The 15,642-nt window shown below is 34.4% G+C and carries 15 protein-coding genes, 1 pseudogene and 1 other annotated feature; of the genes and pseudogenes, 4 read left to right on the top strand and 12 right to left on the bottom strand.

Annotated features, from left to right (window positions below; genetic code table 11):
- Positions 1 to 71: 71 nt before the first annotated feature.
- The 3 genes and pseudogenes from F3I00_RS03580 to F3I00_RS03570 all read right to left on the bottom strand — a co-directional run bounded on the left by F3I00_RS03580 (position 72) and on the right by F3I00_RS03570 (position 3,094).
- On the bottom strand, positions 72 to 1,277 hold the full coding sequence (locus F3I00_RS03580; protein ID WP_051904650.1) for an MFS transporter: 1,206 nt from the start codon (positions 1,275 to 1,277) through the stop codon (positions 72 to 74).
- 5 nt (positions 1,278 to 1,282) lie between these two features.
- Positions 1,283 to 2,181: pseudogene (locus F3I00_RS03575) on the bottom strand (alpha/beta hydrolase).
- Between the two features lie 94 nt (positions 2,182 to 2,275).
- The gene (locus F3I00_RS03570; RefSeq protein WP_159311091.1) at positions 2,276 to 3,094 is read right to left on the bottom strand and encodes an AraC family transcriptional regulator; all 819 of its coding nucleotides are present in this window, start codon (positions 3,092 to 3,094) and stop codon (positions 2,276 to 2,278) included.
- Between the two features lie 98 nt (positions 3,095 to 3,192).
- Here F3I00_RS03570 and F3I00_RS03565 point away from each other — a divergent pair, with 98 nt between their 5' ends.
- Positions 3,193 to 4,242 carry an IS30-like element ISLga1 family transposase gene (locus tag F3I00_RS03565; protein WP_024273054.1) on the top strand — a complete coding sequence of 350 codons (1,050 nt, stop codon included), beginning with the start codon at positions 3,193 to 3,195 and terminating at the stop codon, positions 4,240 to 4,242.
- Positions 4,243 to 4,354: 112 nt separating this feature from the next.
- On the opposite strand, the gene F3I00_RS03555 is transcribed toward F3I00_RS03565, so the two are convergent.
- From F3I00_RS03555 to F3I00_RS03545, 3 genes are all read right to left on the bottom strand, one after another.
- The gene (locus F3I00_RS03555) at positions 4,355 to 5,260 is read right to left on the bottom strand and encodes an ROK family protein (protein WP_020806965.1); all 906 of its coding nucleotides are present in this window, start codon (positions 5,258 to 5,260) and stop codon (positions 4,355 to 4,357) included.
- Positions 5,261 to 5,398: 138 nt separating this feature from the next.
- Positions 5,399 to 6,715, bottom strand: a complete 1,317-nt coding sequence (locus F3I00_RS03550) for a C1 family peptidase (RefSeq protein WP_020806966.1) — start codon at positions 6,713 to 6,715, stop codon at positions 5,399 to 5,401.
- A 169-nt stretch (positions 6,716 to 6,884) separates the two neighbouring features.
- Complete coding sequence (locus F3I00_RS03545; RefSeq protein WP_003649099.1) at positions 6,885 to 7,250, bottom strand: pyridoxamine 5'-phosphate oxidase family protein; 366 nt, start codon at positions 7,248 to 7,250, stop codon at positions 6,885 to 6,887.
- 376 nt (positions 7,251 to 7,626) lie between these two features.
- Positions 7,627 to 7,866: a binding site (T-box leader), on the top strand.
- A gap of 80 nt (positions 7,867 to 7,946) precedes the next feature.
- Between F3I00_RS03545 and F3I00_RS03540 the strand changes: the two genes are divergently transcribed.
- Positions 7,947 to 9,701, top strand: coding sequence for an oligopeptide ABC transporter substrate-binding protein (locus tag F3I00_RS03540; protein ID WP_113533030.1), 1,755 nt, complete (start codon positions 7,947 to 7,949; stop codon positions 9,699 to 9,701).
- 85 nt (positions 9,702 to 9,786) lie between these two features.
- On the opposite strand, the gene F3I00_RS03535 is transcribed toward F3I00_RS03540, so the two are convergent.
- Positions 9,787 to 10,224: a MerR family transcriptional regulator gene (locus F3I00_RS03535; RefSeq protein ID WP_003649102.1), complete on the bottom strand. Its 438-nt coding sequence runs from the start codon at positions 10,222 to 10,224 to the stop codon at positions 9,787 to 9,789.
- A 172-nt stretch (positions 10,225 to 10,396) separates the two neighbouring features.
- Between F3I00_RS03535 and F3I00_RS03530 the strand changes: the two genes are divergently transcribed.
- Entirely contained in the window at positions 10,397 to 11,869 is a 1,473-nt protein-coding gene (locus F3I00_RS03530) for an MDR family MFS transporter (RefSeq protein WP_065169717.1), read from the top strand.
- A complete protein-coding gene (locus F3I00_RS03525) occupies positions 11,869 to 12,429 on the top strand; it encodes a DUF4811 domain-containing protein (protein ID WP_020807525.1) in 561 nt (186 codons plus the stop codon). Before F3I00_RS03530 ends, F3I00_RS03525 begins: the two co-directional genes overlap by 1 nt.
- Positions 12,430 to 12,470: 41 nt before the next feature.
- Here the strand turns inward: F3I00_RS03525 and F3I00_RS03520 are convergent, their stop codons facing one another.
- The 5 genes from F3I00_RS03520 to F3I00_RS03500 all read right to left on the bottom strand — a co-directional run bounded on the left by F3I00_RS03520 (position 12,471) and on the right by F3I00_RS03500 (position 15,641).
- Positions 12,471 to 13,136: a nitroreductase gene (locus tag F3I00_RS03520; RefSeq protein WP_024273048.1), complete on the bottom strand. Its 666-nt coding sequence runs from the start codon at positions 13,134 to 13,136 to the stop codon at positions 12,471 to 12,473.
- Between the two features lie 272 nt (positions 13,137 to 13,408).
- Positions 13,409 to 13,594 carry a hypothetical protein gene (locus F3I00_RS03515; RefSeq protein ID WP_015979968.1) on the bottom strand — a complete coding sequence of 62 codons (186 nt, stop codon included), beginning with the start codon at positions 13,592 to 13,594 and terminating at the stop codon, positions 13,409 to 13,411.
- Between the two features lie 545 nt (positions 13,595 to 14,139).
- On the bottom strand, positions 14,140 to 15,087 hold the full coding sequence (locus F3I00_RS03510; protein WP_003656391.1) for a GH25 family lysozyme: 948 nt from the start codon (positions 15,085 to 15,087) through the stop codon (positions 14,140 to 14,142).
- A gap of 3 nt (positions 15,088 to 15,090) precedes the next feature.
- A complete protein-coding gene (locus F3I00_RS03505; RefSeq protein WP_003656393.1) occupies positions 15,091 to 15,435 on the bottom strand; it encodes a hypothetical protein in 345 nt (114 codons plus the stop codon).
- A complete protein-coding gene (locus F3I00_RS03500) occupies positions 15,432 to 15,641 on the bottom strand; it encodes a hypothetical protein (protein WP_003656394.1) in 210 nt (69 codons plus the stop codon). The genes F3I00_RS03505 and F3I00_RS03500 overlap by 4 nt, the downstream gene beginning before the upstream one ends.
- Between the last annotated feature and the right edge of the window lies 1 nt (position 15,642).

Here is a 15,642-nt window from a genome sequence, read left to right as displayed (position 1 = left end):
TTAATTATAACTTAATACACAAAAAAAGCGCTAGATAATATTCTAACGCTTAATTAGTAAATTATTTAGTTTTAAGCAGTTGCACTTTGCTTTTTGTGAACTCTGAGATAGTGAATAATCGCATATATTGAAAAGCAAGCAAAGAAAATAGCCGAAATCAATAATCCCATTTTAGCACTTGATGTAACTGCATTAATAATCATTGGTGAAATTGCACATCCTACATTAACTAGTACCAAAACAATGGTTGTTGCTAAGTTAACTGAATTTGCTGGAGCTGACCAGTCAAGCCAATTGTACATATATGGAACGCCCAAGCCAAAGCCAATTCCTAAAATCAAGCAACCAAGACTTAACATAACGAAATTACTTGCTAAAGCAATTATAAAGAAACCGATTGCTACTAAACCAAATCCTAACGGAAAGATCTTATCGTGTAGTTTCTTAAAGAAGAACCCAAATGATGCACCTATTGGAATGCCTACTAAATTCAAAACCCCAGTTAAAGCTGAAACTTCACTAACTGTTCCTAGCTTTTCTTGAACAACTAAAGCTGGAATCTTAAAGCTCATTGGCATATAAAATAGAAAAATAAAGAACATTAAAATGGCGATTAAAATCACTTTACCATTAATAGTTTGTTTTTCTTTTGTCTTTCTTGCCTTGTCAGTCTTCTTTTGTCTTGAAGAAGGAAGCGGAACAAATAAGATAAACAAGATCAAAACTGGAATTACTAAGAAATAAATTGCAAATGCTGCATGCCATGAAATAGTTAAAAGCCAACTAATCAGAAATGATGCAAGAGCTGCACCCAAACTACCCATTACATTTTGATAACCTACCATTGTAGCTAATTTTTCTTCATTACTACTATAAAACTGTGGAATCAAACTAACCGCAAGTGAGTTAAATAAACCAATTCCAGCACCGATCAAAAATCTAGAAATTAAAATAGGTGTATAAGCAGTGGCATACATTGGAAAAGTACCAGCTAATAAGGTTATTACCAACCCTGTAATAATGGTTGGCTTTTCTCCCATTAACTTAATTAAAAATGGGCTAATTAATAAACCAATTACAATTCCGATATTAGGGATCGTCGATAACATTTCAACCCCAGCTTTATCTATTCCTGGAAAAGCATGATACATTAGCGGTAAAGCAGGCGCAATGGCTGGTGCCATCATTAAAAAGATTGAAATCGATAATAATGATATCTTAAAGATCACATGATCTTGCGGATTCTTTTCTTTCATTTTATTTTCCTCCCACTTCATTTCTGCTAATCTTTGACAAGGTGTTTTCTGAAGAATTCAGCTTCTTCGTCATTAGCTTCTTTTGCTAACTCATCTTTTTGATTAATTAAGAAGACGTGTGGCTCAGGGTGCTTTTCATCGCCCCAAGACTTTTGAATAACTTCAATTCCCTTAGCTCTTAAAAATCCATCTAATCTAACAGCGCAATCATGAATGAAATCTTCATTAGCAGTCGAAATAAAGGTTGGCAGAAAGTCTTCAGTAATATACTTTTCAACATCAATTAAATCTTGATTCTTCGCGCTCTTCATTACTTCTGGATCAAAATATGCTAAAGTACCGTCTCCAATCATGCCTGGATCTTTAATAAAAGTAGCTGGTGAGTTTAAAGCAACTGCTCTAAATTTCAAATCTGTCAGTGTATAGCCAAATTTTTCACGGTATTCAGGATTAGTCAAAATAGCTGTATATTGTTCAGCATTTGACCACCAGCTGAATCTCCAATTAAGAAGACATTATTTTTATCAAGATTATATTCATCAGCGTGATCTGCTACCCAATGAATATATTCATTTACTTGGTCAAGTTCCTTAGGAAATTTTACTTCTGGACCTAATTTATAGTTTGGATTAACAAATGCAAATCCTCTCTTCGCCATCCCTAAGCCATAAAATTGATAGGTTTCTTTTGTTCCATAAACCCAGCCGCCACCGTGAATATTAATAATCACTGGAATCTTACCTTTAACGTTCTTAGGTAAATATAAGTCTAATAAATTCCATTTGGGATCTTCACCATATTGAAGATCATCTATACGTGTTACTTCAGGAATATCGTGTGGCAAACCGCTATCTCTCTTATCATCATTCTCTTTCCAGCTAATACGCATTTCTTTAACTGCATTTAGAATCTCTTGATCTTTCATCATATTTCCCTCTCTCATTGAATTCGCTTTCATAATAACTAAAAATGAATCTAAAAAATAGGTCAATCTTAACCAGTTATTGGCGCAAATTGACCTATTTTATTAATTTCTTCTTCATTTCAGATGCACTTTTGCCATATAGTTTTTTAAAAGCTCTATTCATCGTCCTAATACTAGAAAAGCCACAGCTAATGGCAATTTGAGTCAAATTCTTTTTGGAATTCTTTAATTCGCCATAAGCATGTTCAGCTCTGACATTATTGATATATGTTTCAACCGTAAGTTCCATTTCTTTCTTAAAAAAGCGTGCTAAATATTCTTTTGAAATATTACACTTTTCAGCAAGTAAAGCTAAATTCAACTCTTCTTGATAATGATTATTTACATATTGCGTAATGTATTGCAAACGATTAATAGTATATATCTTACGCTCACTAATTTGTTCCTGATCCTTCTTATCTTCAGTAAAATTAGCTAATAATAGACATAAAATTTCATCAATTAAGCGTTGCTGCTCTAAGTGTTTAGTTGGAATTTTGAGAAAATATACTTTAATAAATTGACTTAGTAACCCCTGCAAGTGAAGATAGGCAAGTTTTTGTTTATCGGTAAAAGTAGCAGGATCATTAATTTTAATGACTTGATGGGCAATATCAGGATATAGGTTAGTAATATAGTCATATGGAAAAATTATTGATAATGCAAGTGAATTAGTGTTTTTAAAGTCATGAATACTGTGAATCTCTTGCGTATTTACTACCAAAATAGTGCCTGACTTAGAAGAATAGTGCTTTTTATTAATCAAAAAATCATCTATTCTACCATTTTCAACATAACTTAATTCAATTCCCCGATGCCAATGCGGAGCAATGTATTTTTCAGAATTATGATCATGAAAAATAAAATCGTTGATTGTAAAATCAAATTGAACACTTTAGAAAAATAAAAAGTCCATTCGGACCTGTTTGATAGAATGTTAATAACCACAAAAACTTTCTATTGGAGGTCAAAATGGACTCTTTACATTCTACCATGAACCAGCACGTTAAAGGAAAGCATTTATCATTTGAAGAGCGAGTTATTATTCAATTGCGTTTGAAAGATGGCTGCTCTTTGCGTGCAATTGCTCGTGAACTCAACTGTTCTCCTTCTACTATCAGTTATGAGATTAAACGTGGCACTGTAAAACTGTATCATGGTAAAGTCAAAAGATACAAGGCTACTCAAGGACATGATGTATATCAAGCTCATCGTAAAAATTGTGGGCGCAAATCAGACTTTCTCAAAAAAACTCAATTTATTCACTATGTCCACAAACATTTCTTTAAAGACGGTTGGTCGCTTGATGTTTGCAGTAATCGTGCCACTGCTGCTGGCGAATTCTCTAGCAGCGATGTTGTCTGCACCAAAACTCTTTATAATTACGTTGATAAGGGCTTATTAGGCATTTATAATTACGACTTGCCTGAGAAGCTTAAACGCAATACCAAGCTTCATCGTGTTCGCAAAAACAAGAAAAAGCTTGGCAGAAGTATTGAAGAACGTCCAAAAGAAATTAGTGAACGTAATGAATTCGGTCATTGGGAATGCGATTTGGTTCTTGGACATAAGACTAAAGATGATGAAGTGCTGTTAACCTTATCTGAGCGCATGAGTCGTGAATTCTTAATTATTCGTATTCCCGACAAGACTTCTATCAGTGTCATGCAAGCCTTTAAAGAACTCCAAAGACAATACAGTGAACACTGGAATGATATTTTTAAAACTATTACCACTGATAATGGTTCAGAATTTGCGGATCTGTCCAACCTAGAAGAAGCATCCAATACACTGGTTTACTATGCCCATCCTTACACTTCTTGTGATAAGGGAACAGTTGAAAGACACAATGGTCTTATTCGCAGATTCATTCCTAAAGGAGAAGCAATAGCTAACTATTCTTTACAAAATATCATTGATATTGAAACCTGGTGCAACTCATTGCCAAGAAAGATCTTAGCTTATCATACACCAGATGAAATCTTTGAAAGAGAATTAGATCGAATCTATCAAGCAGCTTAACCAAAAGTGTTCAATTTATTATTGCAATTTACGTGAAAAATAAAATACCATACAGGCAGCGGATCAGTAGGAATTACTATTTCATGCTGCTTTATTTTCTTGCCATATGTCATTATAGTTTTTCACCATTTACATGAATAAAGAGATTGTATAGAGCACCATAGAGGTTCGCCCCATTCTTAAACTTAGCTTCAACTATCTTTGGGCGAGTGAAAGTTTTTCTAATCAATTCATTATCAGCTAAAACTTTATCATAAGCTTGATTAATTCCTTGAACCACAATTGGCTGTGCAGAAATTCCGCCACCAATTGCAATTGCATCTAAGTCCACTACAGCTTGAATATCGATAATAATAGCAGCAATTCGCTTGCAATACTCATCAAAAATTTTCTTTGCCTTCTCATTTCCATTATTAATTGCTTCAAAAGCAGCTAAACCATCAGTCTCATCATCATTTTCGATGGCTTCGTTAACATTTCTGATCATTTGAACAGCAGAAGCATAACCACCAGCAAAGCCATCAAATCCAGGCTCTTTCATATTAAGCTGCAAAAAACTTAATTCACCTGCTTGAAAATGCGCCCCATTTAACAGCTTCCCATTAACAATTATTCCTCCACCAACGCCCGTACCTAAAGTGATAGCAGCACAATTTTGCATATCTTTTAGACTGCCAAGCCAATTCTCAGCTAAAACGCTGGCTTTACCATCATTAATCACCGTAACTGGAATATCATATTTTTTATACCTTACTGCAAAATCGATGCCATCAAGAAAAGGTAAAGCTCCGCCAAAGTGAATTTTAGTATGCGCAATTTTTCCTGGAGCACAAAAAGCTATCCCTTTAATTTCCTTTTTTACATATTTCTCTACAATTTGATCAATATTTTTTAAAAATTGTTCTTTATCATGTGATGTCTTAATCTTACCTTGTTCGATAATATTCCCCGCATTATTAAGTTCAGCATATTTTACGTTTGTTCCTCCAATATCAATGCTTAAATAATTCTTTTTCATTATTATCCCCTCTTCTAATGTTTAGCGCTTACAAATGATATTTTATGGTGCATTCATTTTCAAAACAAGTCACAGATTGACATTTTTTAGTTTAAAAATTGACATTAAAAAAAGAGATCTTTCGATCTCTTCTCATTTTTATAAGCCAATATGTGCCCAAGGCTTCAAGTCAACAGCTGGCTCTTCCCAAAGTTTAACTAAGTCTTCAGATAAGTACTTCTTATCAACAACTACGTCATAAACATACTCTTCAAACCACTTTTGACTCATTTCGTAGAAGCCCTTGTGACCATACTTATCGCCCCAAGAATTTTCAACCTTCCACTTACGAATCTCACCATTGTCTTCGTCAACGCCGACTAAAGTCATATCATGTGTTGCAGATCCTTCACCAGTAGCTAAACGATCAGCCTTACTCATTTGAGTATCAACACTAAACAAGTCATCAGTCTTGTATAAATCGGTATCAAGGAAACCAGTTTTACGTTCCATTTGTTTTAAAACGTCATTTCCAAAAATAACTGCTCTTCCATCTTTCAATTGAGCTGCAGCTGCTCGTGCCAAAACTTCAATCGGCACATTTAAACCAGTAATTGGTTGACCGCCAGCAACATTATCATATAAACCTTGGTGGTAGCGCTTGTTGTAATCATAATTAGGTGAGTTTAATAAGACAACATAATCATCCCAATTAAAATCTTTTAAATATTTTTCTGCAAATTGACGTGGAGTTAAATCTTTTTCTAAATGATACTTTTTATCGTCATCACGATATTCCAAATCAAACTTCTTTGGTGGTTCACCCAACGCTACTGCAGCCATGCGGTAAACTTCATTTAAGAATTCTTTCTTAGCTTTTTCAGCTTCTTCAAGCTTACCTTCTTGAACTAATTTACGTAATACTAGCGCATCTTTTCTTTCCTTACGAGCTAAGGAATCAATTAATGCAGTTGTATTATTTGAAGTTGCATTTTCTGGCATTGCGTATGATGGAACTACACCATATTTTTTTACCAGATTAATTGCCATTTGCCACAAACCACCATCTTGACCTGCAAAATCAAACCAGGTTTCAACTTCACGATCATCAACTGGCTTATCAGCTAAGCGAATCATACTATCATAAAAAGCGTTAGCTCTTTCAATCTTATCCCAGAAGAAATTATAAGCTTGTGAGAAAGTAAAGTCCTTAACATGATATTTTTTACCAAAATGATGACGCAAAACATTCAAAGTTGCAAATTCCCAGCAACGACCAGAATGCTTTTGGTCAGTTACTCCACCAATATCAAGTTCGGTAGAAAAAGTGTGATTTAACCGTTTTGAAACTTCATCATTAAATGACGCTTCAAATAATCCATTTCGACGAGCAGCACGAGATGCTACTTTATTTTTATCATTTTTATTAAAATCTGCAGAAAAAGCTGCTAGTTCTTGTTCTGATAAAGCACCCATTTTTATCTCTCCTTTTAACTTCATTAGATTCATTTAATTAGTTTTAATCTTACCTTAATATAAAAAATAAGCAAGTTATCTAGCAAAAAAGACCAAGTATTTTTGAATACTTAGTCTCTCTTAAATTATTTAAAATGCAGACAGAATAAAATCTTTGAATTTATATAAATTATTCAAAAATTTCATCAATATCAAGTACTACTACAAATGCATTAGGAGTATCAGTACCAGATACGACTTTTTTTGCATATTCATCATCTTCATGAACATGTGCAGTTGCTAAAACTTGAACAGCAGTATGAGAAGGAACGTCTGCTGCAACTAGTGCAACTTTAGAGCCACGCTTAATGTTTTCATAAGCTGCACCTTTAGTCTTTTCAAGATATTGCATATGACTTGGATCTAATACAGTCATTGAACCTTTAGGACCAACTTGTGGATTACCATTTTCGTCAACAGTAGCAATATAAACTAAATTGTTCTTAAAAAGATCTGCTTGTTTTTCAGTTAATTTATTTGTATCTAATTTTTTCATAGTATACAGTTCCTTTCTATCACTTATCAATTACAAGTATAGGCCTCTTAAGAGAAAAAATCTTCTTTTTTGCTCAAGTTTTTATAATATTTTTATTATATTAAATAACAATTGACAGTTATCTTTCAATCAATAAATATATAAATTATTTGCTTTACCCTCCCGTTCATATTTTTAATCAATAACATTTGCTTTAAATCAGTGGCCTTAAATTTGTCTATCTTCTAAAGATTATTTGCAATTTTTTTGTATGAAACTTACAGTGAGGCATATCATATCAATATAAAAATAAATTTATAATTAAAATAAGAAAAATATAATTTTATGTTGACATATTTTCAAATCGGCGTATTATTATGAGCACAAACATTATTATCAAACAGCTTTGATAAGGAAAAGTAATTAAGTGCTCGTCTCTCAGAGAATTTCTGGTTGGTGTGAAGAAATAGATAGAGTCTTAATGAAAATCACCTTTGAGCGTAAACTACGATTTAAAGTAGTTTAAGGGACAGCCCTTTATAGCGACGGCGTATCGTTCTCTTGTATTGAACCGTACGTTATTAAAGACTAGTTTTTCTAGTAAAAATAGGTGGTACAGCGACAAGACGCCCTATTGGATCATTACGATCTAATAGAGCGTCTTTTTGTTTTCTTAATCATGCTGTTATTGGATTTTTGACGAAATGAGAATTTTATATGAAGATGTCAAAGTCCAAACTGCTGTATGTAACACTAGCGAGCTCACTAGCGATTTTATCAACTGCTTGTGGTGCCAAGAAAACTGATTCGAGCAACCAGCCCATCAAGTTTTCCCAGGCCGTTCCTCATAAAACCATTAAAAAAGGAGGAACCTTGACCTATGCTTTAGAAAATGAATCACCATTTACTGGAATTTTTTCAGCTGAAATTGCTGATACTAGTCCCGATTCTGAAGCAGCTGCTCCAGGAGACGAAGCACTTTTTGATATTAATGATCATTATCAATTCACCAATAAAGGAGCTGCCAGTTTAAAACTAAATCATAGTAACAATACTGCTGAAATCGAAGTGAAAAAGAAAGTTCGTTGGTCTGATGGCAAGCCAGTAACCGCTAAGGATTTGGAGTATGCATACGAAATTTTAGCTAATCCTAAAGTTCAAACTACTCAATATACCTCTTCGCTTGAAAATATTAAAGGAATGGCTGAATACCATCGGGGAAAAGCTAATAATATTTCTGGTCTTGAAATGCCAGATGGACCAAATGGAAAGAAATTAATCCTTCACTTTAAAGAATTAAAACCAGCAATGATGAACTCCGCTAATGGCTTCTTCTGGGAACACGCTGCTCCTTACCATTATTTGAAGCACGTTCCCTTTGACAAGCTTGTTTCTAGTCCGCAAGTAAGAAAGCACCCACTCTACTTTGGTCCATATAAAATGGATAAAACCGTTCAAGGACAATCTACTAGTTGGTCAAGAAATCCATATTACTGGCGCGGTAAACCTAACTTTGAACATATTTACATGTCAAATATTACTAATTCTAATGTCTCACAAGCAATTAAGAGCAAAAAATTCGACGTTGCAAATGTTCTAAGCTCACAATGGGAACAGGTAAAAAACACTAAGGGAGTTAATTTTGTTGGTAAAAAAACACTTAGCTACGATTACTTAGCCTTTAAAGTTGGAAAATGGGATGCAAAACTTGGTAAAAATGTTGAAAATCCTCATGCTAAGATGAATAATCCCGCTTTACGAAAAGCAATGGCCTATGCAATGAATGTTGATGTCATTAATAAACGGTTCTACCGTGGTTTAGAATTCAGAATTAATTCTTTGATTCCCTCACAATTTACTCCATATTATGACAAAAATATTCCAACCTATTCTTATAATCTAGATAAAGCCAATAAATTACTAGATAAAGCTGGCTATAAAAAAGCACCTGGCGCACTCTATCGGAGTCAACCAAATGGTAAGCCCTTAGTTATCAATCTAGCAGTACGTGGTTCTGGCGAAAACAGCGAGGCCATCTGGCGTAACTACATTCAACAATGGAAAAAAGCCGGTTTAAACGTTAAATTCTTAGGCGGCCGTCCGATGGAATTTAACCGCTGGGTAGCTGCAGTTAAAGCAAGTGATCCTAAAATTGATGTTCTTGAAGGAGCTTGGGGTGCAGCAGGTGATCCTTCTCCAAGCGTGTTCTACGGTGAAAAGATGCCTTATAATTTTGCCCGTTTTGTCTCTCCGACTAATACTAAATTATTGAATGAAATCGATTCTGCCAAATCTTTTGATAAAAAATATCGGGTGCAAAAATTCCACGAATGGCAAAGATGGATGTACAACAAAGCTTATGTAGTCCCAACTAGCGGTGCTTACTCAGTGACGGCAGTTAATAGCAAAGTAACTGGCTGGTCACTGAAACCTTCTGCCAACGTTTGGTATGAAGCTGGTTTTAGTAAATAAATATTATTAATATACTTATAAAAATAAAAACAATATCGACTTGTCCTAAAAAAGGAAGCATAACTTACTTGTTGGTGCTTCCTTTTTATTCATCAATTTTTACATAGCGACCACGTTCATCAACAACACCCTTGAAATGATACATTTTACCATCGTCAGTTCGTAATTCACCTAGGTCAATTTCACCATATCCTTTATCAGGATTGGTAATTTTTACATCATTAAAAGTATGTTCAAAAAAGGTACGTACAATTTTACTCTTTACCCTAATATCTTTTGAACGCTCAAAAGCTGCTGCTAATGTAAATCCCTTATCAAGTTGTTCTTTAATAAAAACAATTAAGTAAAGCGTCGATAAATTATATCTTCTAACACCGCTATTATCATCAGAAACAGGCTTAATATAGCCCTTTTCTTCCCAATAGCGTAATTGTCTTTGAGATACACCAACTACTTTGCTAACTTCTCCAATTCCTACTTCAATATTTTGAAAAACATTATGAAGTATCTTTTTTGATTCCATTATAAATTCCTTACCTCGTAATCTTATTTATAGTTTAATAGCTTATGTTAATTTTGACAACATATATGTTAAATATCATGACTTTTATGTAAGATAATTTGACAAGGGAATTATTTAAGAATATAGTTTTTATAGTTTGTAAGATTTTTTAACAATAGAAAGGAAAATTCAAATGGATCATCAACCAACCGATATTCACGGAAAAGCCTATAATCGAAACTTGCTTGTTCTAGTTTTAATTATTGGATCTTTCTGTACTGTGTTAAATGGAACCTTGCTTGCAACAGCTCTTCCCTCAATTATGCGTTCCTTTCATATCAGTACAGCAACTGCTGAATGGCTTTCAACTGCATTTTTATTAGTTAATGGAGTCATGATTCCAGTTTCAGCTTGGCTAATTAATCGTTTTGGCTCAAGAAAAATGTATTTGACAGCAATGTCAGTTTTCTTTATTGGAACAGTGACTGCTGCAGTTGCGCCAAATTTTGGGACTTTATTAACTGGAAGAATTATTCAAGGACTCGGCGTGGGTGTTACTATGCCGCTTCTTCAAACCATCATGCTTTCAATCTTTCCCGCTAATAAACGCGGTGCTGCGATGGGAACAGTTGGTATTGTTATTGGTCTCGCACCAGCTATTGGTCCAACCTTATCTGGGTGGATTGTTGATAATCTTTCCTGGCGTTACTTATTCAGTATTATTGCTCCAATTGCTGGAATTGTTATTATTTTAGCGTTTTTCCTAATTAAAGACGTTCTTCCAACTAAGAAAGAAAAAATTGACGTTTGGTCAGTGACAACTTCAACTATTGGTTTTGGTAGTTTACTTTACGGCTTTTCAGAAGCTGGTAATAAAGGATGGACTAACCCTGAAATTCTAGGATTTATTGGCGTAGGAATTATATTTGTTATTCTTTTTGGCATGCGGCAATTAAAGATGGCAGATCCATTTTTAGATATTACCGTCTTCAAACATTTCGAATTTTCTCTAGCAGCTGCTTTAAGTGGTATTACCAATTTAGCAATGGTTGGTATTGAAATGGTTTTGCCATTATATATTCAAAATTTACGTGGTGTATCAGCATTTCATTCAGGATTAATGCTATTACCTGGTGCCTTGATGATCGGAATTATGTCACCAATTACGGGACGTTTATTCGATAAATATGGTGCACGAAAAATGGCAATTACTGGAATGACCCTCTTAACACTTGGCACTATTCCATTTGTATTCTTAACTGCAGAAAGCTCATATACTATGATTATTGTTTTGTACGCAATTAGAATGGTCGGTGTTGCTTTAGTTATGATGAACGTTACCACTTCAGGAATGAACTCATTGCCTTTAAACAAAATCTCCCACGGAACAGCAGTGAACAATACTTTTCGACAAGTTTTAAGTTCAATTGGTACTGCTATTCTCGTTTCAATTTTAACTACTACAACCAACAACCATATGCCAGCAAAAGAACTGCTTCATACCCTTCCACTTCAATATAAGAATCAAGCAATCAATGCAACTTTAGATGGATTCCGTGCTTCATTTGCAATGAGTATTCTTTTTGCCTTAGTTGCTTTAGTTCTTTCTTTCTTCTTAAAGAAAGGCAACCGTGCACGTGAAAATCAAGAAGAGGTGAACGGATAATGATAATTATAATTTTAATTTTGGCAGTAATTTTATTTATATACTTTAATGTCATCCCTGGGAAAGGTCATACTCTAGTTTCATGGATTTCTTTAATCATTACTTTGCTTTGCGTGCTGGGTATCGTCGAACATGACTACAATCACTGGGGACTGAAGACAGAAACACAGACTAGCACACAAAATTTAACTTCAAGCGTTAACCCTAACCTACCAATTTTACTTTATCAATCTCTGGGTAATGGAACAGAAAAAGTATATTTATATAAGACTAATAACAATCAAAAGAAGCCCAAAGCAATTAAACTAGATAAGGTTTCAACCAAAGTTAAGCAAGGTAAAGAAGCTAGTCTTAAGATAAGAACTACTCGATATATTTACAAAGATAATTTTAGCCGGATTATGTTTAGTGCGTTTAGTCATAATAACGAGTTAAAACATAGAGAGTATATTTTTACCCTTCCTTCAAACTGGAAGGTTATCTCGACAAAAGATATGCAGAAATTACAAAAACAAATGCAAGAAAAAATGCAGTCTCAAAAAGCTGCATCCCTTCATTAATTATATTTTCTTCAGAAAAGACGTCCTGAGCGGCGTCTTTTCTAGTCTTTTATTTTTAGCATTTCATCTAGTGGTACACGTGGAGCTCGATATTCATTAACTCTTGTTGCCATATCGGCATATCCTAATGCTATACCCATGGCAAGCCATTCAGAATCAGGGATATTCATAATTTCTTTAACTGATTCAGGGAATTTTACAATTTCATAAGCTGGCATTGAGTCAATCCCCATTCCTCTAGCTGCTAACATCAAAGTTTGACCAAAAGCACCCAAGTCATAATCTGACCATTGATTTGAATCTTTAGGAATGGTTAAGTAACAAATTGCTGGCGTATCGTAAAGACGTATCTGTAAATCTTGACGTGTCATATTAGACAACTCTGGATTTTCCCAAAAATGTGCAGTTGCTTCATTGTGCTTTAGCATATTTTCTCTGGGAAACTTAGCCCAATCTTCTCGGTGAGTAGTTGGCCAATCCGGATTTGCCTTAACACCATTCTTAACATTTTCAGCATGGCGCTTTTTAACTGCTGCTAGTGTATTACCGGTTGCAATATATACCTTCCAGGGTTGTGAATCTACCCATGAAGGTGCATGTTGCGCTAACTCAACAATTTTTTCTAAACTTTCTCTTGAAATTTTATCATCTGGGTTAAATAAACGAACTGCATGCCGAGTTAAAATTGCTTCTTCTACGTTCATCATATATTCCTTCTTTATTGTATTAATATCTTATATTTTAACCCTTTTATGACTATAAAAAAAAGCTGCAACCACTTCTGATTACAGCTTAACATGACCTAATGAAGAAAATAAATTGTTACACTTCTTAGGAGGTTCAATGTGACGAAATCACACCAATATTGATATTAAAGCAAAACCATTGATAAATCAATAATTTTAGATGTTGACTAGTTGCCATCAAATGCCACTAAATGTCAATTATTGCCACTAGTTTGTCCCTTTTCTGTCCCTTTTTAAAGACCTAATTGCTTTCTTCTTTCTGCTACATACTCTTCAATATTAGCTAAATCTTCTTCAGTCGCTAAATTCAATATGAAGCTTTTAGCAGTTGAACGTTTATTGATGTATAATTTTCTAGCTTTATTTTTTTCATCCCATTTTTTATTAGCTTTAGCTCTTGCTTCTGTAATTTTAGCCATTTAAAATACCACCTTCCAGAGAACCAGTAAAGTTATTATTGTACCTAAAACAATTAAAAACCTTCTTGGATAAAATTCAAATTTCATCTCTTTATTGTTATATTTCTTCTGAATTTTTAGATTTTTCATTTGTAAAATTCCTTTTTGCTTAGTAAAATGAAGATATAGAAAAGGAAGGGAGTTCCGTTCCCTCCCTCTTCAATTATTAGCTCCATTCAATGGAGATTTCGTAAACCAAGAACCAAAGATTGATTTTGAAGTGCATCTTTATTCTTGGTTTTTTCTTATGCCTTTTTTTCTTCATCTTAAATTCTCCTTTCTATCCTGTATCGTTTTCCTCCTTTCAATTATTATAATACATGCTTTAGCGTACATTGTCAATAAAAATCATAAAAAATAATACAAAAAAATAGCCACTCCAGAGAAATCTCCAGAGTGGCTATTAGTGTAGGATTTAGAACGCACCTAGCCAGTCCTACTAAACTAGATTACGTTAGCTAAGCTCACGTAGAGTTCCTTAGCTTGGTCAAATCCATTATATCAAATTATTTAAATGTTCCCCATGCTTCTGTACCAACTCGACCAACTAAGTATCCATCATGCCCGTTCTCGCGTGGTTGTTGTAACCATACACGTCCAGCATTATCTCTAGCCCAAGCATTATATTTAACTTCTGAGCCTGCTGGTAAAGTAGCAATTAGTGTGCTTTGTGTATTAGCACCCCATCTAAGGTTGATTGCTCCGCCAGTAATAAAAGTACCATGTTCTTCATGCCAAGTCATTCCTTGTACATCGGTCCATGTCTTAGGCTGTGTGGAAGTATTAACTGGTTGTGATACTGGTTTGTTTACATTAGCATCAATTTTTAAAGACTTAACTGCAATATTACTGTCCACACTCAGGCCTTTCCAATTGTCAGTAAATTGCCAGATCGCTACTCCGTCCATTGATGGGAAGTAGCCAAAATTCGCGTCATTCGCTATTTTACCATTATATGCTGCTACCCATAAACAATCAGGATACTTGGCTAGAATTCTAGAAGTATTAATTTTATTTTTCATAAGATAAGCGCCTGAATATAGTAAAGGCTTATATCCAGCACTCACAATAGTATCCAAGAAAGTTAGAATTGCCGTCGTATTAGCTTCACGATCTCCTCCAGTTTCGTTTCCACTGCCTTGCTCATAGTCACAAGCTAAAAAAGATCCTACAACTACACCTGCTAGCTTAGCAGAACTAATAGCATAGTTTCCTTCTTGAACAGCTCTGTTGCTATCAGCACCAAAGTGAGCATAGTGGTAACCCATTGGTACCACATTATTTTGCTTAGTACTATCTACTTGCGCTTTAGCTTTAGGGTTACGATAGTCTAAGCCTTCAGATACTTTTACAAGAACAAAATTAGCCCCAGCGTTTGTATATTCAGTCACATTTGCATTATTAAAACTAGATACATCAACACCATAAGCTCGATTTTCAATTGTTTGCGTCATTTATTAAGCCTCTTTCTTTGAATCAGCTACAAGCTTTTCATACTCATGTTGAACAATGTTTCTTACAGTTGCTCTATCAATTGGAAGATTCGGATAGAGTTTTTGCAATTGGTAAAAGACCTCATCTGTTGCATCATAAAGTTTCTTCGATCCCTCTTTATCGTCAAGGGATGCTTGATAAGTAGTTGCCTTTAAAGCTAACTCGCCTGCTGTTTCTAAAACTGTCGCAAGCTTAGGGTGAGTGAGCTTTAATTTTTCCAATTTCTGCTTATTCATGCTGTAAGCAGTAGCCATTCCAGCTACTAATAAAACTACAATTGCCCAAATTAAATTAATATCTAATCTCATTTTCGTAATTCCTCTCTCAATTTTTCATTCTCTTCTTGTAGATGCTTAACCTGTTTCTTGTAATCGTCACGTTCGCTTTTTAATTCTTCGACAATATCTTGGAAAGTATCTCGCTTGTTTTTATGATATGCGTTATATGCAGTTATTAGCACTCCTAAGAATGTTCCAAGAGCACCGATAATTAGGTCTACATGCAAGCGAAGCACC

The organism is Lactobacillus sp. JM1 (genome assembly GCF_009834385.1).
Taxonomy (GTDB): Bacteria; Bacillota; Bacilli; order Lactobacillales; family Lactobacillaceae; genus Lactobacillus; species Lactobacillus paragasseri.
This window is presented reverse-complemented; position numbering and strand designations above follow the sequence as displayed.